This window comes from Microvirga sp. HS2 (genome assembly GCF_055792805.1).
This window is the reverse complement of record NZ_JBVVAJ010000002.1, coordinates 219,312-237,740: the sequence shown is the minus strand read 5'-3', so window position 1 is coordinate 237,740 and position 18,429 is coordinate 219,312. Positions and strand designations below refer to the sequence as shown.

At 62.5% G+C, this 18,429-nt stretch carries 18 protein-coding genes; 7 read left to right on the top strand and 11 right to left on the bottom strand.

The window, feature by feature from the left end; genetic code table 11:
* Positions 1 to 35: 35 nt before the first annotated feature.
* A complete protein-coding gene (locus ACS5Q0_RS03580; RefSeq protein ID WP_473125223.1) occupies positions 36 to 764 on the top strand; it encodes a LuxR C-terminal-related transcriptional regulator in 729 nt (242 codons plus the stop codon).
* Between the two features lie 39 nt (positions 765 to 803).
* Here ACS5Q0_RS03580 and ACS5Q0_RS03575 read toward each other — a convergent pair whose 3' ends face one another.
* Positions 804 to 2,231, bottom strand: a complete 1,428-nt coding sequence (locus ACS5Q0_RS03575; RefSeq protein ID WP_473125222.1) for a protein adenylyltransferase SelO — start codon at positions 2,229 to 2,231, stop codon at positions 804 to 806.
* 337 nt (positions 2,232 to 2,568) lie between these two features.
* Here ACS5Q0_RS03575 and ACS5Q0_RS03570 point away from each other — a divergent pair, with 337 nt between their 5' ends.
* The 5 genes from ACS5Q0_RS03570 to ACS5Q0_RS03550 all read left to right on the top strand — a co-directional run bounded on the left by ACS5Q0_RS03570 (position 2,569) and on the right by ACS5Q0_RS03550 (position 8,641).
* Positions 2,569 to 2,766, top strand: coding sequence for a hypothetical protein (locus ACS5Q0_RS03570; protein ID WP_473125221.1), 198 nt, complete (start codon positions 2,569 to 2,571; stop codon positions 2,764 to 2,766).
* Between the two features lie 79 nt (positions 2,767 to 2,845).
* Entirely contained in the window at positions 2,846 to 3,220 is a 375-nt protein-coding gene (locus ACS5Q0_RS03565; RefSeq protein WP_473125220.1) for a hypothetical protein, read from the top strand.
* A gap of 66 nt (positions 3,221 to 3,286) precedes the next feature.
* Entirely contained in the window at positions 3,287 to 6,604 is a 3,318-nt protein-coding gene (gene mfd, locus ACS5Q0_RS03560) for a transcription-repair coupling factor (protein ID WP_473125219.1), read from the top strand.
* 94 nt (positions 6,605 to 6,698) lie between these two features.
* Positions 6,699 to 6,926, top strand: a complete 228-nt coding sequence (locus tag ACS5Q0_RS03555; protein WP_473125218.1) for a hypothetical protein — start codon at positions 6,699 to 6,701, stop codon at positions 6,924 to 6,926.
* A gap of 221 nt (positions 6,927 to 7,147) precedes the next feature.
* Positions 7,148 to 8,641 carry a sensor domain-containing diguanylate cyclase gene (locus ACS5Q0_RS03550; protein WP_473125217.1) on the top strand — a complete coding sequence of 498 codons (1,494 nt, stop codon included), beginning with the start codon at positions 7,148 to 7,150 and terminating at the stop codon, positions 8,639 to 8,641.
* Positions 8,642 to 8,647: 6 nt separating this feature from the next.
* Here the strand turns inward: ACS5Q0_RS03550 and greA are convergent, their stop codons facing one another.
* The 7 genes from greA to ACS5Q0_RS03515 all read right to left on the bottom strand — a co-directional run bounded on the left by greA (position 8,648) and on the right by ACS5Q0_RS03515 (position 15,045).
* Entirely contained in the window at positions 8,648 to 9,115 is a 468-nt protein-coding gene (gene greA / locus ACS5Q0_RS03545; RefSeq protein WP_473125216.1) for a transcription elongation factor GreA, read from the bottom strand.
* A gap of 63 nt (positions 9,116 to 9,178) precedes the next feature.
* Positions 9,179 to 10,333, bottom strand: coding sequence for a branched-chain amino acid ABC transporter permease (locus ACS5Q0_RS03540; protein ID WP_473125276.1), 1,155 nt, complete (start codon positions 10,331 to 10,333; stop codon positions 9,179 to 9,181).
* Entirely contained in the window at positions 10,294 to 11,319 is a 1,026-nt protein-coding gene (locus ACS5Q0_RS03535; protein ID WP_473125215.1) for a branched-chain amino acid ABC transporter permease, read from the bottom strand. The genes ACS5Q0_RS03540 and ACS5Q0_RS03535 overlap by 40 nt, the downstream gene beginning before the upstream one ends.
* On the bottom strand, positions 11,316 to 12,041 hold the full coding sequence (locus ACS5Q0_RS03530; protein ID WP_473125214.1) for an ABC transporter ATP-binding protein: 726 nt from the start codon (positions 12,039 to 12,041) through the stop codon (positions 11,316 to 11,318). The genes ACS5Q0_RS03535 and ACS5Q0_RS03530 overlap by 4 nt, the downstream gene beginning before the upstream one ends.
* The gene (locus tag ACS5Q0_RS03525) at positions 12,034 to 12,792 is read right to left on the bottom strand and encodes an ABC transporter ATP-binding protein (RefSeq protein WP_473125275.1); all 759 of its coding nucleotides are present in this window, start codon (positions 12,790 to 12,792) and stop codon (positions 12,034 to 12,036) included. Before ACS5Q0_RS03525 ends, ACS5Q0_RS03530 begins: the two co-directional genes overlap by 8 nt.
* Before the next feature lie 27 nt (positions 12,793 to 12,819).
* Positions 12,820 to 14,010 carry a substrate-binding domain-containing protein gene (locus tag ACS5Q0_RS03520; RefSeq protein ID WP_473125213.1) on the bottom strand — a complete coding sequence of 397 codons (1,191 nt, stop codon included), beginning with the start codon at positions 14,008 to 14,010 and terminating at the stop codon, positions 12,820 to 12,822.
* A 102-nt stretch (positions 14,011 to 14,112) separates the two neighbouring features.
* On the bottom strand, positions 14,113 to 15,045 hold the full coding sequence (locus ACS5Q0_RS03515; protein ID WP_473125212.1) for a DMT family transporter: 933 nt from the start codon (positions 15,043 to 15,045) through the stop codon (positions 14,113 to 14,115).
* Between the two features lie 83 nt (positions 15,046 to 15,128).
* Between ACS5Q0_RS03515 and ACS5Q0_RS03510 the strand changes: the two genes are divergently transcribed.
* Positions 15,129 to 15,584 carry a PaaI family thioesterase gene (locus ACS5Q0_RS03510; RefSeq protein ID WP_473125211.1) on the top strand — a complete coding sequence of 152 codons (456 nt, stop codon included), beginning with the start codon at positions 15,129 to 15,131 and terminating at the stop codon, positions 15,582 to 15,584.
* Here ACS5Q0_RS03510 and ACS5Q0_RS03505 read toward each other — a convergent pair.
* From ACS5Q0_RS03505 to ACS5Q0_RS03495, 3 genes are all read right to left on the bottom strand, one after another.
* On the bottom strand, positions 15,581 to 16,495 hold the full coding sequence (locus ACS5Q0_RS03505; protein WP_473125210.1) for an SMP-30/gluconolactonase/LRE family protein: 915 nt from the start codon (positions 16,493 to 16,495) through the stop codon (positions 15,581 to 15,583). The two genes, ACS5Q0_RS03510 and ACS5Q0_RS03505, sit on opposite strands and share 4 nt — an antisense overlap.
* A 125-nt stretch (positions 16,496 to 16,620) precedes the next feature.
* Entirely contained in the window at positions 16,621 to 17,457 is an 837-nt protein-coding gene (locus ACS5Q0_RS03500) for a universal stress protein (RefSeq protein WP_473125209.1), read from the bottom strand.
* 62 nt (positions 17,458 to 17,519) lie between these two features.
* Positions 17,520 to 18,344 (bottom strand): polyphosphate kinase 2 family protein, encoded by an 825-nt coding sequence (locus ACS5Q0_RS03495; RefSeq protein WP_473125274.1) that lies wholly within the window; start codon positions 18,342 to 18,344, stop codon positions 17,520 to 17,522.
* Positions 18,345 to 18,429: the final 85 nt, after the last annotated feature.

The window sequence follows — 18,429 nt, the reverse complement described above, 5'->3', positions numbered from 1 at the left end:
TTTTTATTCGGGCCTGTGTCTGGAGAGGGAAATCAATGAGCACGCCTCCGCGCATAGGCCTGATCGTCGATAATGATGCATTCTTCCGCATGGCCATGGGGGAGATCCTGGAGAGGCACTTCAGCTGTTCGCAGTTTATTGAAGTCGATTCTCTGGACGCGGCATTGGAGCGCTTGGGAGAGCGCCCGAATGTTGCTCTTGCCTTATTCGACCTGTCCGCGCCCGGCGTGAGAACGCCTGCCAACCTGCGGACGGTTCGGGAGAGTTTTCCGCAGACGCGGGTTGCCGTCGTCTCTGCGTCCAACAATCGGCGCAACATTCTCCTGGCGCTTGAGGCCGGAGTGCACGGCTATCTGCTGAAGACCATGGAGCCGGCCGATATGATGGCCGCTCTCAAGATCATCCTCGATGGGGGCATTTACGTTCCAGCCAGTTTGGCCGATATCTCGTCAATGCCGGACGAAGTTTTAGGCGAGCGCCCGGAACCATCATCCGACTACGTCGACGAAGCCCCGGTACAGATCGCTGATAAGGATGATCGGGTCAGTCCGCTGACGCCACGTCAGCAGGATGTGCTCGACCTTCTCGTACAGGGAAAGACGAACAAGGAAATTGCGCTGGCGCTCGGGCTGGGTGAGGGAACGGTGAAGATCCACATGGCCGCGATCTTCCGTTACTTCGGCGTCAACAACCGTGCCGCTGCGGCGGTCGCCGGCGCGCGCCCTTATCCCAATCGCAGACGCAAATTGTTGAGCGGTATATAGCGCGCCTTGACGTCCTAGTTTCGATCGGCTGAGAGGGCGTTATGCATCGCTCCAGCCATACGCCTCGGCCATCTGCTGGATCTCCGCGAGTTTGATCCCGAAGGCGGACCAATCGTCTCGCTGCGCAATGGGGTCCCAAAGCGCCTCGACCTCGTCGATCAGCATCGTGCAGGGCCTCTCTCCCGCAAAATAGGGATGATTCAGCCTCACCTCCGGAAGAGGTTCGAATTGCTCGATAGCAGCGCGGAATGGTTGAAACGCACCATCGGAGTAGAACGAGGAGGAGGGGCTTCGTTCCGCGCGCTCGGCGCTCAGGACACCGCCGAACCAGTCAAAGAAGGTTTGCTCGAAGGGGGCTCTGGTGCGATGCAGGAACGTCCACAAGTGGCCCGCGAGCGAGCCGTTCAGTTCGGGAGTGCGCGGCCGAAGACCCAGGCGACGGAGGATGGCTGCTGCAAATTCCTGATGGAGAGCGGGTTCGAAGGCCGCGAGCGATGCTTCAAGCCGGCTTTGTTCCGCGATCGGGAGAAAGCACTCCGCAAGCCTGAACAGATTCCAAAGAAGAGCGTCAGGCTGACGTCCGAACGCATAGAGCCCCGTCTCGTCGAAATACGCAGCCGTGAAGGCTGGATCATAGGCGGGAAGAAAGCGCCAGGGGCCGTAATCGAAGCTTTCGCCTGTGATGTTGATGTTGTCGGTATTGAGCACTCCATGCACGAAACCGGCCGCCATCCATTGCGCGCCCATGCGCGCCACGCGCCGTGAGACTTCCTCGACAAAGGCGGCGGCCCGCTCCGTTTCGTCGTCGCGCCAGATGTCGGGCATGTAGGTCGTGATCGTGTAGTCGAGGAGCCTGCTGATGTTGCTGGTCTCGTTGAGATAAAGCAGGCGCTGAAACGTACCGATGCGAATATGCGAGTGACTGAGGCGCACCAGAACCGCCGATCGGGTCGGCGAGGGCTCGTCCCCTCGTTCCAGCTCTTCGCCCGTCTCGACCAGGCTGAAGGACTTCGATGTATCGACGCCGAGCGCCTCCAGCATCTCCGTCGCGAGGATCTCCCTGACGCCACCCTTGAGGGTCAGCCGTCCGTCGGCATGGCGCGACCACGGGGTTTGTCCGCTGCCCTTCGTGCCGAGGTCGAGCAATCTTCCATTTTGTGCATCGTGGAGTTGAGCGAAGAGGAATCCGCGCCCGTCTCCGAGGTAAGGGTTATAGGTTCGGAACTGATGGCCGTGGTAGCGCAGCGCGAGGGGCTCTTGGAAACTGTCGGGAAGCGGATCGAACCAACCGAAGTGCCGCACCCACTCCTCATCCGTCAGACTCCCAAGGCCGATACGCTCGGCCCATCGTTGATTCCGGTACCTGAGACAATGCATCGGGAAGTGCGCGGGTGGTACGATATCGTAAAAGTCGGGCCCGAGCGCCTGATGGCGGGTCGAAGGGCGATACGCAGGAGAAGGAGGCATCAGGTCAAGTTCCGTTTATCCGGTTCAACTCGCTGAGGGTCCAGCCGTTCACTCCAGCAGGATCGTTCACGGTTCCATGTTAGCGGACGCCGAAGGAAATAAAGCCGCGATGTGTCGGCGAGTTGTAATGAAGTATAAGAATATACCACTCATCAACCATGCTGTGGAAAAATATTTTTCGAGTAAGACTCCTTTAAATCGTTATCAATCTCCGCGACTTGAGCCAGAAACTGTAGATCGTTTCAGCCCTCGCGGGCCTTCGGCACAGGTTATGATCTTGGCCGAAGCAGGGCCTCCTCTTATGATTCCTCCAGCGAAGCAGTCCTAGGAGAGATGAATGGTACCCAAGGAATTGGTTGCCCTCTGTGGGCGTATTGCACTGGTCATGCTCGCATTTGCATTCGTTGCAGGGATCATCGCGGGGCCGCTTCTGCCGAAGGCCGGACTTCCTCAGTCGATCACGGCCGCGCAGGACCAGCCAGGACCGGAGCTGATCCGTGTCAAAGCGACATCGGGCTCGGGGGGACGGGGCTAAGATTCTTTTAGCTTCGGGAGTGTAGGCCAGCGGCCTCCAGGAAGACGGGCTCCGGCTGGAGCTTTTTCGGAAACGCACAATGAACGACGAAGCCATCCTGCGGCAGGAACTCCGCGATTCGTTGAGTGGTGTCCGTGGTCTGATCCGTTCCTATACCGGGCTTTATCCTGGAGAGAATCTGACCCGGGATGTGCTCAAGGTCTGTGATGAAATAGCGCGGGCCTGTCCCCCGTCACCGCGTCTGCAGGAGGCTCGCCGGATCGTTCAAGAACGATGCGCGAAGCTGGCGCGCGACGCGGATCGATTTGCCGTGCGCGATCCTGCAACCATTGCCGCATCCCGGGCTCAGGCCTGCGCATCGATCGATGCTCTTCAGGATGCTTTACTGGACATGCGCAGAGCCGAGACGGCTGTTCCGCGGATTGGAGCGCTCCTGCGACGGCGAAGCGTCTAGGTGAAACCGGCGGGACCACCGGGCGTTGATGCTCCGTTCAGAGAATCTTCCGCCCATGAGAGTCCGATGCATCCCAAGCCCGCCGGTACCCAGGACAGAGGGCTTAACCATTTGTCGCTGGCTCCGTCCCTCGGTCTCCACGCGGTGCGTTTGATCGAGCTCGCACATGATGCCGGAGCTCAAGGCCTGATCTATCTGGCGCAAGGGCAGCGCAGGGCCGAGCAGTTGGCGAAAGCTGTCAAAGGATTGTCTCCGGACTTGAGGGTCTTCCACCTGCCGCCATGGGATTGCCTTCCCTATGACAGCGCGTCCCCCTCCCTCGAGATCATGGGCCAGAGAATGTCGGTGCTGCGGCAGATGGCGTCGGCGAGCGAAAAATGCGTCCTGATCACAAGTCCAGCCGCCATCGTTCAGCGCGCGCCGCCGCGGATTGTATGGCCGAGTGCCACCATGACGCTTACCGCAGGGGGCGATTTCGTACAGGAGACGCTGAAGCGTTTTTTGCATCGTACAGGATATGTGATCGACGATCGGGTCGATGAGCCGGGCGAGGCGGCTCTTCATGGACAAGTTGTCGATATTTTTCCAGCCGGATCCACCGGACCGTTTCGCGTAGAGCATGATGGCGGGAGGATCATTGCCATTCGCCGCTACGACCCCGTTTCTCAACGGACGGAGGAGGAGGTCGACAGCATCATGCTGGAGCCCGCATCGGAAATCGTGCTGAGCGAGGTGGACGACGATGCATCTGCTCGGGAGCGATATGCCGGCATGGAGCATCGCCTGCCGGAATATTATGGGAGAATGGAGACTGTCCTCGACTACTGGCCCGATGCTGCGATCGTTCAGGAAGACGGAGCAGAGGAGCGTCGCCAGGACGTCCTGGAGCAAATCGCGGATGCGTTCGAAAGCCGAACCAGTTTCGGCACCGGAGTTGACCACGCAATCAAGCCTGAAAGGCTCTTCATTCCCGACGGAGAGTGGCAGGCTCTCCTCAGTGGACGGGAAGTGACGGTCATTCACGAATCTTTCGCGAGCGACGAGGCCAGAGTGCCCTTCTTCGCGGGCGCGCAGAAACCCATGGAGGCGCTGTCCGACTTCATCCATGGGCAGATGCAGGAGAAGCGGAAAATCGTGCTTCTTGCTGCCAGCGAGCAGGACCTGAACCGTCTGCGGCGCAGGGCGAGGAACTTCCAGGCACAGCCAATCGACGTCAAGCGATGGAGTGAGATTGTCTCCGGGCTACCCCAGGACTGGTTCGCCATCAAAGCCGACATCCAGAACGGCTTCATCGACCCGTCGTCCGATGTCGCCGTCATCACGGCCCATGACCTGCTCGGAAGCCGCGCAAGCGGTGAAGATGATGAATCGTCCGCCGCAACGGTTTCCATGCCTCTGACGGATACGGATTTCCGGATCGGCGACATTGTCGTTCACATCGAGCACGGTCTCGGCAGGATGGATGGCATCGAGACCATATCGCTCGACGGCGAGCATAGCGAGGATGCTGTGCGCCTGGCCTACGCAGACGACGCGAAGCTGATGGTGCCGACGGCGGAGACGGATCGGATCTGGCGTTACGGCGCGGCCTCTGACGCCGTCAGGCTGGATAAGCTCGGTGCCGGTACATGGGCCGATCGTCGTCGAAAGATCGAGGAAGACATCCAGGAAACCGTCCGCGAGATGCGGGCGCTGGTTTCTGAGCGACAGGCCGTCAAATGTGATCCTGTCGTTCCGCGCACGCGCAATTATGAGCGCTTCGTCGCCCGTTTTGCATTTTCCGAGACGCCGGACCAGTCCCGCGCCATCGAGGAGGTCCTCCAGGATCTTGCTTCGGGGCATCCGATGGACCGCCTGATCTGCGGCGATGTCGGCTTCGGCAAGACCGAAGTGGCGTTGCGCGCGGCCGCCGCCGTCGCCCTCTCGGGCAGGCAGGTCGCCGTCGTCGCGCCGACGACCGTTCTCGCGCGGCAGCACTTGCGCACTTTTGAACGGCGCTTCGCCGGACTTGGGATCGAGGTTGCCCACCTTTCGCGCCTGGTGCCTCCTGCGGAGGCGCGGAGCGTCAAAAAGGGCCTTGCCGATGGCTCCATCAGGGTCGTCATCGGGACACATGCCCTTGCCGGGAAAGGAATCAAGTTTCGCGATCTCGGGCTCGTCGTGATCGACGAGGAGCAGCGCTTCGGAGTCGGTCATAAGACGAGGCTCCGGGAATTGGCGAAGAGCGGCCACGTTCTCACGCTCACGGCAACGCCGATCCCCCGCACATTGCAATCGTCGCTGGTGGGCTTGCAGAACATCAGCATCATCGCGACGCCACCTGCGCGGCGGCAGCCGATCCGCACCCTTCTGACGGCTTTCGATCCGGCGATGGCTCGCGAGGCGCTCATGCGCGAGAAGCGCCGGGCAGGGCAGAGCTTCGTGGTGTGTTCGAGAATCGAAGATATCGAACCGATGAGAGAGCAGTTGCAGACAATCGTTCCCGAACTCGACCTGATCGTGGCGCATGGCCAGATGCCGCCTGCCGAGACGGACGAGGCAATGGTTCGCTTCGCCGACGGGAAAGGGGACGTGCTGCTCGCCACCAACATCATCGAAAGCGGTCTGGATGTGCCTCGCGCCAATACCATGCTCGTCTGGCGAGCGGACCGCTTCGGTCTCGCGCAGTTGCATCAGTTGCGGGGACGCGTCGGGCGCGGACGTCTTCGCGGAACAGCGTATTTCCTCACGGAGCCCGACCAGGATCTCCCAAAGGCGACGGAAAAGCGGTTGAGGACGCTGGAGGCGCTGGATCGTCTCGGAGCAGGTTTCGACATCAGTGCACGGGATCTCGACCAGCGGGGAGCGGGCTCCCTTATCGGGGAAAGGCAGGCGGGGCACGTCAAGCTGATCGGAACGGATCTTTATCAATCCATGCTGCGGCATGCGCTACGCGGCGAGTCCATTGAGGACATGTGGTCGCCGGAGCTCAACCTCGGCATCGCGGGCAGGATTCCGGAGGAATACGTCAACGATCCGGAAACGCGGATCAATCTCTACGTGCAGGTTGCACGGCTCGATCCGTCCCAGAGCGTGGATGATCTCCACGCGGAGATCGAGGACAGGTTCGGAGCCTTGCCGCCGCCTCTGCGTGATCTCATGAGCCTGACGGAGGTAAGGCAGCTTTGCCTTCGGTGGGGCATCGCACGGATCGATGCCGGTCCACAGGCCATAGCCCTGACGTTCCGGCCTGGAGCGGCGGAACGTTTCCCGATTAAGCAGGCGACCGAGGCATCGAGGGGCGAGCTTCGCTGGAGCGAGGAGCGACTTGTCCTGGCGCGTTCGATCGAACACCCTGAGGAGCGCCTTGAGTGTATTCGGGCTTGGCTGAACCGGCTTGGTTAGGTTCAACGGCTCAGCTCATTCTGTGGGCACAGTCTACGAACATATTCAGCCGAACGGACTTATCTCTGAAGCGACGGAAGAGAACGAGGAGCCCATGACTTCCGAGGAGATCAAGGAACTGAATGCCGCGCGCGAGAGCCTGGTGAAGCGGCGAAGGGAAATGACGCGGCAGATCGCGGAAGCGCCGCTGCCTTCCGTCGAGATGGCGGAGGAGCTTTCAAAAATCCTAAACGCCATCGAGGCTCTGGACCGTGCTCTGAACGAGGCCGGGCACCCATACATGAGCCAGACCGTCGCGGACCAGATGCGCACCGATGCCTGAGGACCCATGGCCGTCGGCGAAACAAGGGGGAAAGAACGCCTGCCTTCAGGAGCACCCGGTGACCTGCTGAGGGTTGGCGCTCAGGTTGGATCCGCCGGGACCGGCAGCAGCAATTGCTGCGCTTGCAGCATGGAAAGAGCCGGTTTTTTGGCGGTTTGATCTTGTATTACATCACGGCTTCGGGGTGAATTGCCCCAAGAAAGAATACCTGTAGGCCTTCCATGCCCCATTTAAGCGCCGGTGTCCTGGCGGCGTCCTATCCAGACGACCAGCAGGACGACGCCCGCATGTTCGATCTGGCGCCGGTATCCCTCTGGCTTGAGGATTACAGCGGCGTCAAGCAACTCCTCGAGGAATGGAGGGCGGCCGGGGTCACGTCTTTGAGGGAGTATCTGGAGGAGGACGTGGAGCGTGTCAGCGCCTGTTCCAGCCGGATCCGCGTCATCAAGGTCAACCACAAGACGCTCAGCCTCTTCGAGGCCGGCAGCCTGACGGATCTGATCGGCAATCTCGACCGAATCTTCCGGGCCGACATGCTCAAGGCCCATATCGACGAACTGGTTCAGCTCTGGAACGGGGAATTCCAGTTCGGAAGCAACACGGTCAATTACACCTTGTCCGGCAAGCGACTCGACATCCAGCTCAAAGGAGCGATCCTGCCGGGCCACGAGGAGCGATGGGATCGCGTCCTCGTGGCGATCGAGGATGTCACCGAAAGGGAAACGGCCCGGCGCGAGCTGGCCATGAGCGAAGTCTATGCGCGCGGTCTCTTCGAACATTCTCCGGTTTCGCTGTGGGTCGAGGATTTCAGCGCCGTCAAGCAGCTGCTCGAAGATGTCCGGCGGCAAGGGATCCGGGATTTTCGCACATTCACCGATGTGCATCCGGAATTCATCGCCCGCTGCCTGAGCGAAATCCGCGTGATCGACGTGAACCGGCACACGCTCGAATTGTTTGCGGCGCCCGACAAGAAGACGCTGCTCAGCAATCTCGGAGATGTCTTCCGCGAGGAGATGCAGGAGCATTTCCGGGAGCAGCTCGTCGATCTCTGGAACGGAAAAATTTTCCAGCAGCGGGAAGTCGTGAATTACTCCCTCGCAGGCGACGAGCTTCACCTCCATCTTCAGTTCTCGGTTCTGCCCGGATACGAGAGTGACTGGTCCCTGGTTCAGGTCGCCCTGACGGATATCACCGCCCGCAAGCGCGCCGAGGCTTACCTGGAATATCTCGGGAAGCACGACGTGCTGACCAAGCTCTACAACCGGTCCTTCTACGTCGACGAGCTCAACCGGCTCGAGCGCAAGGGACCGTTCCCGGTCACGGTGATCATCATCGACCTCAATGGCCTGAAGGCCGCGAATGATCAGCTCGGGCACGCGGCTGGAGACGCATTGCTGCGCCGTGCCGGCGAGGTGCTGGGCAAAGCCGTGGACAAGCCCGCCTGCGCGGCCCGCATCGGCGGAGACGAATTCGCATTGCTGTTGCCGGGAACGGAAGAGCGTGACGCCAAGCTCGTGCTGGAGAGCATCGAGAACATGCTCGACGTCAATAATCAGTTCTATACGGGTCTGCCGCTCCAGTTCTCGATGGGGCTTGCCACCAGCGAACCGGGCGAGCGGCTGGAAGCCGTCGTCAAGCGTGCCGACCTGCGGATGTATGAGGCGAAGCGGGCCCATTACGCAGCCATGAGGGGAGCGGGCGAGGACCGGGTTTAAGCCTCCTCACCCCGCGATCTCGATGATCTCCGCCGTTGTCGCTCCCACGGGAATGACGTCGCCGACCTCTTTGCCCATCACCGCTTGAGCGAGGGGCGAGACATAGGAAATCGTCCCCTTGGCAGGATCGGCTTCATCCTCGCCGACAATGCGATAGGTCTGCCGCCGTCCATCCTCACGCTCGAAGGTGACGCGCGCGCCAAAGCGCACGTGCGCGATGTCGCGGGGAGGGGGAACCACTTCGGCCGAAACGCGGCGGGCCGACCAGTAGCGCAGGTCACGTGAGAGACGCGCCATCTCGGCCTTGTCGTCCGCGGCCTTCGCCTCATCGAGACGACGTTCCAGGGCATCGATCTCGGCATCCATCTGGGCTAGTCCCGACGGAGTGACGAGATGATGAGGACTCAAGGTCCGGTCAGGGAGGTCCTCGAAGGCTTCCCCACCTTCCGTTTCACGAACAAAGGCACGGCTCATTGGCGCTCCCTCCGCGCTTTGGAAGAAAACGCAGCAGACCGGCGAGGTTTCCCGGTTACGACTTTATTGCTCAGCCTGTCTGAGCCGCCCCACGATTCCGCCCGGAAAGGCGTAGACGCTGATCACGAACAGCGCGCCGAGCCAGAGCAGCCACCGATCGGGATGGATCAGGTTGGGCAGCACCGGAATGCCCGCAAGCGCCTTGCTGCCGGCATCCATGAGGACCTGCAGATAGCTCTGGGCCAGCACGAAGAGGGTCGCGCCGATCACGGATCCGTACATTGTTCCCATGCCGCCGATCACGACCATCAGCAGGATGTCGATCATGATCGAGAAGGAGAGCGTCGTATCCGGTCCGTTGTATCGCAGCCACAGGGCCATGAGAGCGCCCGCGACCGTTGCGGCCAGCGCTGAAATGACCGAGGCCGCCGTGCGATAGGCCACGACCCGATAGCCCAAAGCCTCGGCGCGGAATTCATTCTCGCGGATCGCCTGCAGCACGCGCCCGAACGGCGAGTTCACGATGCGCAGGAGCAGGAGGAACACGAGAAGCGCAACGAAGAACAGCATGTAATAGGCGATCAGGCGCCCGTTGATCGACACGCCCAGAACCGGCTCCGACAGAAGCCGGAATGCCGGGCGCAGCTCATGGGGAAGTTGGAACGACAGGCCGTCCTCCCCGCCCGTGATGGTGGAAAGCTGGGAGGCGAGGACAGCCATGGCGGAGGCCACCGCCAGGGTGATCATGGAAAAGAAGATCGCCCGCACGCGCAAGGACAGGAGGCCTATGGCGATTGCAAGCAGAGCCGAGAGGAACAGCGCCGCGACAAGGCCGATGAGGACCGAGCTCCAGGTGGGTCCGAGCCGTTCCAGCGCGATGGCCATGCCGTAGCCCCCGATGCCGAAGAACATGGTATGCGCGAAGGAGACGATCCCGGTATAGCCGAGCAGCAGATCGTAGCTTGCCACCAGGACGATGAAGACGCAGATCTTCGCGGCCGTGCTCAGGGGCTGGCTGCCGGAGAACAGGAACGGCGTCGCCGCCAGGACGAGGAGAATGGCGATCAGGATGAAGGTCAGCGCCTTCGAGCGCGGCGGATCCGAGGACAGGACCACACTGATGAATCCGCCTTTCTGACGGACTTCATCAAGATCCGGGGATCGGGCAGGAGACGGGTTCATCGGCGCGCAACCGGAAAGAGGCCCTGCGGACGCCAGATCAGCACGAGAGCCATGACGAGGATGTTGGAGACGAGCGCCAGCTTCGGCTCGATGAAGCCGACGTAATTCGCAACCAGCGCTACCAGGATGGAGCCGACGAAGCATCCGCCCACGGAGCCGAGGCCGCCGATGATGATGACGATGAACACGAGCACCATCACTTCCATTCCCATCCCCGCAGTCAGGGTCTGTCGGTAGAAGGCCCACATCACGCCGCCGAGCCCCGCGAGGGCCGAGCCTGCCACGAAAACGCTGACGAACAGGCGGCGGATGCGGTAGCCGAGCGCTTCGACCATCTCCGGATTCTCGACGCCGGCCCGGATGAGAAGGCCGATGCGAGTGCGGTTGAGCAGAAGCTGCATGCCGATGAACACCACGAGGCCGATGCCCACGGCCACGACGCGGTAACGCTCCATCACGACATCGCCGATCACGAATGCGCCGCGAAGGGTTTCTGGCAGGGGAATGGGAATGGGCGATGCGCCCCAGATGGCGTGAATCGCCTGCTCGGCCACGATCAGGCCACCCATGGTGACGAGGATCTGCTTGAGATGGCTGCCATAGACCGGGCGAACGATGACGCGCTCGAACACCATGCCGACGATGCCCGTGAGGCCCATGGCGACCAGGATGCAGAGCGAAAGAAGGGCGAGGTTCAGCCAGACGGATTCGGCCTGTGCCCAGCCTGCGAGGGGGCCGAGAACGATGAGGGTGGCGTAGGCCCCGAGCGAGATGAAGACTCCGTGGCCGAAGTTGATGATGTCCATGAGGCCGAACACGAGCGTGAGCCCTGATGCCATGAGGAAGATCATCATGCCCATGGCAAGGCCGGCGACCGTGAGCGTCACCCAGGTCGAGCCGCTTCCGACCAGGGGCAGGGCGGCGAGGGCAAGCGCCGGAACGAGGAGAAGCGGCAGCCAATCCGTCCGTGAGCGCGGAAGAGGATCATGGGAGGCGGCGGTGTCGGCAGCCATATCGGTCATTGGTGAGCGTCCAGGGAGAGGCCGAGCAGGCGCTGCTGAAGAGTCTTGTCCGTCACCAGATCGCCCATGGCGCCGGAATGAACGGCGCGCCCGTCGTCCATCACGACCACGCTGTCGCCGAGCACCGACGCCGCGTGGAAGTTCTGCTCCACGAGCAGGATCGTTTCGCCCGCGGCTTTCAGTGCCTTGAACGCTTCGATCATGCTGCGCACCATCACGGGCGCAAGGCCTTTGGTCGGCTCGTCGATGAGCAGGAGGCGGCGCGGTTCCGCGATGGCGCGGGCGATGGCGAGCATCTGCTTCTGCCCCCCGGATAGATTGCCCGCCGGCAGGTTCCAGAAACGCTTCAGGGCCGGAAAGAGGCCGAGCATCCAGTCGAGGCGCGTGGGATCCACCGGGCCGCTGCGGGCGGCGAGAACGATGTTCTCCCGCACCGTGAGATCCGTGAAGATGCCCATCGTTTCTGGAACATAGCCGATGCCTGCGCGCGCGATGTCCGGCGTGCTGGTCTTCGTGATGTCCCGGCCATCGAAGCGGATCGTTCCGGACGAGGTTTGCCACAAGCCCATGATGGTCCGCAGGGTGGTCGTTTTGCCAGCGCCGTTGCGGCCGAGCAGCATCGTCAACTGACCCGCGGGGACGGCGAAGTCCACGCCGTGCAGGATGTGATAGGGGCCAATATGGGTCTGAACCCCGGAGAGTTGCAGCAGAGGCTCAGGCATGGGCCGTCTCCACGCCGAGATAGGCTTCTTGCACCACGGGCGAGGCGATGACTTTCGCCGGGTCTCCATCCGCCACGAGAGCACCGTTGTGCAGCACGACGATCCGGTCCGCGAGCGAGCGCACCACGTCCATCTTGTGCTCCACGAGAAGGACCGTGGCGTCGCCGCGCCGCTTGATGTCCTGAATCAGTTCGAGCACGGTCGGCACCTCGTCGACGCTCATTCCGGCCGTCGGCTCGTCGAACATGAAGACCTTGGGCTCCATCGCGATCAGAAGCGCCACTTCGAGCTTGCGCTGGTCGCCATGGGAGAGCGCCTTCGGCGCGATGTGGCGCTTGTCGCTCAGGCGAACGCGATCGAGGATCTCGTCCGCCCTGTCGATCAGGTCGCGGCGGCCGTTCCACACCCTCAGGAGCGACCATCCTGCCTCCGCACGGCTCTGGACCGCCAGGCGCACGTTCTCCAGCGCCGTCAGGTCGGGAAAGAGATTGGTGAGCTGGAAGGCCCGGCCCAATCCGCGCTTGGCGCGGGCGGACGGGGCAAGAGACGTGATGTCCTCTCCCTCCACCAGAACCTGTCCCGATGTGGCGCGCAGCTGACCGGAGATCAGGTTGAAATACGTGGTCTTGCCCGCTCCGTTCGGGCCGACAATGGCCGTGAGCGTTCCGGGGATGAACCGGCACGAGACATTGTCGACGGCCACATGGCCGCCGAAGCGAACGGTGAGCCCGCGCGTTTCGAGCGCGGGCATCGCGGCTGCCGGGGACGTCACGTCTGCCTAGCGTTTGTTGCGGACCGGGATCGGCATCTTGTCGGCGGGGATCGTGGCGACGAGATCGAGCAGGTCGCTGGAATCCTTGCCGCTGGTCTTGACCTTGAAGTGATACATGTCCTGCAGCGCCTGATGATCCTCCTTGCGGAAGGTCATGGTGCCCTTCGGGGTTTCGAAGCTCATGCCCTCCATGGCCGCGATCAGCTTCTCGGTGTCGGTGCCCCCGGCCTTCTGGATGGCCGTGACGACCGCAGAGGCGGCGGCGAAACCACCTGCGGTGAAGAAGTCCGGCGGCGCGTTGAAGCGCTTCTGATGCTCGGCCACGAGCCAGTCGTTCATGGCGTTCTTTGGGAAGTCCCAGTAATAGTAGATCGCGCCTTCCATGCCGGGATAGTTCTTGTAGATCTGCATGGCGGGCAGAATGTTGCCGCCGGGTGCGATCTCGATGCCGAAGCGCTCCGGCTTCAGATCCGCGATCTTCGGCAGCGGATGCTGGCCTGCCCAGATGATGTTGATGATCTTCTTGCCGGGCTTGTCCTTCAAGGCGTCGAAGATCCGCTGGGCCGAGGCCGTGAAGTCCGTGGCGTTCTGCGGGGCGTATTCCTCGAAAACCACCTTGGCATTCGGGCGGATTTCCGAGAGTGCGTTCTTGAGGGCGGCGACGCCGTCGCGGCCGAAAGCGTAGTCCTGGGCGAGGGTCGCGATGGAAACGTCGCCGGTCGCCGGGACGGCGGCCGCCGCGCCATAGGCATCCTGCGTGGAGTTGCGGGCTGTCCGGAAGATGAAGCGGTTCCACTTCTCGCCGGTGATCGCATCGGCCACGGCGGGCTCGACGATCAGCACCTTGCCGTTTTCTTCCGCGACCGGCAGCATCGCGAGCGCTGCAGCGGACGAAGTGGTGCCCACGGCGATGTCGACATTGTCGTCGCTGTAGGCCTGTTCCAACAGGGTCTTCGCGAGATCCGCCTTGAGCTGGTCGTCCTTTACGATCACGGAGAGCTTGCGGCCGTTCAGCGTCATGGAGCCCTTGGTGAGGTACTCCAGGCCCATCATGAAACCGGCTTCCGTCTGCTTGGCGTAGGCTTCGAGCGGTCCGGTCTTGCCGGCGATCAGAGCAATCTTGATGTCCTGCGCAAAGGCGGCGGAGGCAAAGAGAATTCCTGCCGTAGCGGCAGCAATGGTGAGCTTGAGACGCATCGGATTCCCTCTGTGTTTTTATTACGTCATTGACGGTCGCGGCGCCGAACCTGTCAAGGTCGTTTGTGGGGCGAGCCCGTGCAGAGGTTATCAGTCTTTGGGTTAAGCCTCCGGAAGGACCGGTTCCTCGATGTCCTTCGCCACGCGCCCGCGCCGGGCGGCTTCGCGTTCGAGGAGCAGCAGCACCACGCCTGCCGTGCAGATGACGCCGGCGCCCACGAGGGTCCAGAACTCGACGATGTCTCCGAAGGCCATGTAGCCGAGCACGATCGCCCAGATGATGAGGGTGTACTGATAGGGCGCGACGACGGAGGCCGGGGCGATTTTGAGCGAGCGGTTGACGCAGGCATGGGCCGTCATCGAGACGATTCCGAGCAGGAAAAGGCCCGCTAGGTCCAGCCAGCCCGGCGTCACCCAGGCGAAGGGCGCGACGGCGATGCCGAAGATCACGTTGCCGAGCATCTGGCCCAGAACCAGCGTACCGTCGTCCGTATCCTTCAGCTTCCGGGTCGTGATCATCAGGAGCGAGTAGAACATGCTGCCGGCAAGGGCGATGAGGGCCGGCCAGGAGATCGTTGCCGGTGAGGGGCGAAGCGCGATCAGCACGCCGATGAAGCCCACGGCGATGGCGGCGATGCGCGGCCTGTCGATCCTCTCACCCAGCCAGAATGCCGCGAAGGCCGCGACATAGATCGGCGCGGCCAGGTAATAGGTCATCACGTCCGCGAGCGGCAGGTAGGTGACGGCCCAATAGAAGCAGGAGACTTCGAGCGTCGAAAGCAGGATGCGGAAGGCGTGGAGGCCCGGTCGCGGCGGAATCCTGACCGGGATGCCCTGCTGCCGCATGATCGGGAGGAGCACGGCCAGCGCCGCGAGGCCGCGCAGGAGCAGAACCTGTCCGACGGAATAGGTGGCGACGAGCCACTTGCCCATGACGTCGTTCACGGAGAACAGGAAGGTGCCGAGCAGCATCAGGCCGATGCCGATCAGGGCACCGGAGCGCACTCGGGGGGAGAGGGAGGCAGCGTGACTCATGGCCCGCACACATGATGGAAGCGCGCATCATTCACAAGGGGAATGAAAGCTGTCTTAATGAACGCGATCAAGGAGGCGCGAACATGAACGAACCGGTGCCGCAGGACGCCGATTTCGAGGCACGGGTGCGGGCGAGTTTCGCGAAACAGGGGCTGATGCAGACGTTAGGGGCATCCATCGCCCGCGTCTCGCCGGGGGTGGTGGACATCGCGCTGCCGGCATCTCCGGCCGTGTCGCAGCAGCATGGATTCACGCATGCGGGAGCCGTGGCGAGCATTGCGGACTCGGCTGCCGGTTACGCGGCCCTGACCCTGATGCCGCCCGGAGCGGGCGTTCTCACGGCTGAATTCAAGATCAACCTTCTCGCGCCGGCCCTGGGAGAACGCATCCTGGCACGCGGCAAGGTCGTCAAGGCGGGCCGCACCCTCACTCTCGCGCAGACCGATGTCATTGCCGAGCGCGAGGGCCAGGAAAAGCTCGTCGCCGTTCTGATGGCCACGCTCATGACGGTGGAGGGACGCCCCGGCGTGGACGATTAGAACGTCTTCGCCCCGTTCACGGGGAGCAGGATGGCGTAAAGCGACGTCGTCGCGCAGATGAAGAGCCGGTTGCGCTTCACGCCTCCGAAAACCACGTTGGCGACCGCTTCCGGAACCAGGATCTTGCCGATCAGTGTGCCGTCGCTCTCATAGCAATGCACCCCGTCTCCCGCGCTGGTCCAGATCCGCCCTTCGTCGTCCAGCCGGAACCCGTCGAAAAGCCCGCTGGTGCAGGTGGCGAAGATGCCCCCTCCCGTGAGGCGACCGCTCTCGTCCACATCGAAGACACGGATGTGGCGGGGCCCGTCCGTGACATGCGTCGCGCCCGTGTCGACGACGTAGAGCTTCGTCTCGTCGGGAGAAAAGGCGAGGCCGTTCGGGCGGACGAAATCGTCGGCAACGATGCTGATGGAGGCGTCCTGCGGGTCGATTCTATAGACATGGCAGGCGCCGATCTCGCTCTCCGCCTTGTGGCCTTCGTAATCGGAATCGATCCCGTAGGCCGGATCCGTGAACCAGATCGAGCCGTCCGACTTCACGACCACGTCGTTGGGGCTGTTGAGCCGCTTGCCCTTGTGATGGCTGGCGATCACCGTGATGGAGCCGTCATGTTCGGTGCGGGTGACGCGCCGGTTGCCGTGCTCGCAGGTCACGAGTCGGCCCTGGCGGTCCACCGTATTGCCGTTGGAATATCCGGACGGGGCGCGAAAGACGCTGACCGTGTTCGAGGTTTCGTCGAACCGCATCATCCGGTCGTTGGGCACGTCGCTCCAGACGAGACAGCGTCCGGCCGGGAAATAGGCCGGTCCCTCCGCCCAGCGGCACCCTTCCGCGAGCTTCTCCAGCCGGGCCGAAGGAATGACCAGGCGGCGGAAACGCTCGTCCAGAACGACGGCCATGTCACGCAACATGGTGAATCCTCACTGCTTGGCGCATCGCGCGAAACCCGAGTCCGGCATTTGCACGATGCGCTCATCCAAAAGGTGGAGCACCGGATCGGACCCAAAAGTGCAAATCCACTTTTGGGTCCGATGCTCTAGTGAGCCATCAGAACGGGGATCGTGGTGTTGCTCAGGATGTGACTTGTCGCCCCGCCGAAGAACATCTGCCTCAGGCGGCTCTGGGTATAGGCGCCCTTGACCAGGAGGTCGCAGCCGAGAGCGGCGCATTCGGACAGAATGGTCTCGCCCGGCTTGTCCGCCGGATCCGGAGCGGTCATGGCTTCAGCGGCGATATCGTGCATCCGCAAGGAGCGCGCGAGTTCCGACCCCGACGGGCCGGGCACACCCCAATCCTCCAGTTCCAGGATGACGACACGGCGCGCCTTTTTCAGCAGCGGCATGGCACCGAGCACCGCGCGTGCCGTCTCGGTGCTGCGGTTCCAGGCGATGACGGCGACTTCGCCGAAGGTCCGGGGCACGCGCGGTGGGGCGATCAGGACCGGACGGCCCGTCTCGAAAAGCGCGGACTCGACGGTGGAAAGACGGGTCTGGCCTTCCGAGCCGTCCGGCCTGCCGACCACGACCGTGTCGAACACCCGACCATAGGCGCCCAGGAAGGCATCCTCCATCAACCCGTCCTGGCGCCAGCCGAAACTCAGGCCCGCCAGTCCCGCGGACGAACGCGAAATCTGCTTGGCGGCCATGAAGCCGTCGAACCGCTCGCGGCAGGTTCGCGCGATATCGATGCGGTTTTCCGGGGTCAGCGGCGAGGGGACGCCGATGGCGATGTCGACCGGCAGGACGACGGGGTAATCGGGGGTAATTGCGAGACCCTCGATATAGCTTTCAAAGGTTCGGCCGAGGAGGAGCGCCAACTCGAGTTGGCTCTCGACGAGGCCATGATCTTCGATCGGGACGAGAATGCTTTTCATGAGATTATTGTCGCGCGCGGAGCCCACCTCGGCAAGGGCCTTCGACGAAGGTGGCATTCCCGTTAGGTGATGGTGAAGTCGCCAGGGTTCCAGCTGACCGTCGGATATTGCGGATCCATCTCTTCGAGCGTCGCCTTGACGATGGAGGCGATGGCCGCGTTGCGCACCCATTTCCGGTCGGCGGGAACGACATGCCATGGGGCGTGATGCGTCGAACAGCGGTCCAGCATGGTCTCGTAGGCATCCTGGTATTCGTCCCAATAGGCCCTGTCCTCCAGGTCGCCCGGATTGAACTTCCAGTGCTTCTTCGGATCGTCGAGCCGCTCCTGGAGCCGCTCCTTCTGCTCGCCCTTCGAGATATGAAGCATGAACTTGAGGATGGTCGTGCCGTTCTCGGCGAGCATTTTCTCGAAGGCGTTGATCTGGTCGTAGCGTTGCTCGATGGCTTCCTGCGGGGCGAGTTTCCTCACCTTGGCGATCAGGACGTCCTCGTAATGGGAGCGGTTGAAGATGCCGATGGTGCCGCGTCTCGGACAGGCAGAATGGACGCGCCACAGATAGTCGTGCGCAAGTTCTCGTGTCGTCGGCGTCCCAAAGGCGGTGACGGAGACCCCCAGGGGGCCGGTCGCGTTGAACACGGTGCGGATCGTGCCGTCCTTGCCCGAGGTGTCGGTGCCCTGAAGGATGACGAGGAGGGCGCGCGACCCCTCCGCATAAAGCCGGTCCTGCAGCACGTCGATGTCCCGGGCGAGGTCGGCCGTGGCGACCTTCGTCTCCTTCTCGTCGGAAAACAGGCTGGAATCGCGAGGGTCGCGCTCATTCAATCGAGCGCGCTCTCCCGGTTCGACCCGCAGCTTCTCGATGATCGCGCGCACATGGTCCGTCATACCCGACACTCCCGAAACTCCTCAGGACGATAGGGCACCCGTCCCTGAAAGGAAGGTCTGGACAGGGCCGGAGCCACCTTTACGA

Coding starts and splice junctions, on each gene's coding strand:
- ACS5Q0_RS03580 (WP_473125223.1), top strand. CDS start 36: ATGAGCACGCCTCCGCGCATAGGCCTGATCGTCGATAATGATGCATTC.
- ACS5Q0_RS03575 (WP_473125222.1), bottom strand. CDS start 2,231: ATGCCTCCTTCTCCTGCGTATCGCCCTTCGACCCGCCATCAGGCGCTC.
- ACS5Q0_RS03570 (WP_473125221.1), top strand. CDS start 2,569: ATGGTACCCAAGGAATTGGTTGCCCTCTGTGGGCGTATTGCACTGGTC.
- ACS5Q0_RS03565 (WP_473125220.1), top strand. CDS start 2,846: ATGAACGACGAAGCCATCCTGCGGCAGGAACTCCGCGATTCGTTGAGT.
- mfd (WP_473125219.1), top strand. CDS start 3,287: ATGCATCCCAAGCCCGCCGGTACCCAGGACAGAGGGCTTAACCATTTG.
- ACS5Q0_RS03555 (WP_473125218.1), top strand. CDS start 6,699: ATGACTTCCGAGGAGATCAAGGAACTGAATGCCGCGCGCGAGAGCCTG.
- ACS5Q0_RS03550 (WP_473125217.1), top strand. CDS start 7,148: ATGCCCCATTTAAGCGCCGGTGTCCTGGCGGCGTCCTATCCAGACGAC.
- greA (WP_473125216.1), bottom strand. CDS start 9,115: ATGAGCCGTGCCTTTGTTCGTGAAACGGAAGGTGGGGAAGCCTTCGAG.
- ACS5Q0_RS03535 (WP_473125215.1), bottom strand. CDS start 11,319: ATGACCGATATGGCTGCCGACACCGCCGCCTCCCATGATCCTCTTCCG.
- ACS5Q0_RS03530 (WP_473125214.1), bottom strand. CDS start 12,041: ATGCCTGAGCCTCTGCTGCAACTCTCCGGGGTTCAGACCCATATTGGC.
- ACS5Q0_RS03525 (WP_473125275.1), bottom strand. CDS start 12,792: ATGCCCGCGCTCGAAACGCGCGGGCTCACCGTTCGCTTCGGCGGCCAT.
- ACS5Q0_RS03520 (WP_473125213.1), bottom strand. CDS start 14,010: ATGCGTCTCAAGCTCACCATTGCTGCCGCTACGGCAGGAATTCTCTTT.
- ACS5Q0_RS03515 (WP_473125212.1), bottom strand. CDS start 15,045: ATGAGTCACGCTGCCTCCCTCTCCCCCCGAGTGCGCTCCGGTGCCCTG.
- ACS5Q0_RS03510 (WP_473125211.1), top strand. CDS start 15,129: ATGAACGAACCGGTGCCGCAGGACGCCGATTTCGAGGCACGGGTGCGG.
- ACS5Q0_RS03505 (WP_473125210.1), bottom strand. CDS start 16,495: ATGTTGCGTGACATGGCCGTCGTTCTGGACGAGCGTTTCCGCCGCCTG.
- ACS5Q0_RS03500 (WP_473125209.1), bottom strand. CDS start 17,457: ATGAAAAGCATTCTCGTCCCGATCGAAGATCATGGCCTCGTCGAGAGC.
- ACS5Q0_RS03495 (WP_473125274.1), bottom strand. CDS start 18,344: ATGACGGACCATGTGCGCGCGATCATCGAGAAGCTGCGGGTCGAACCG.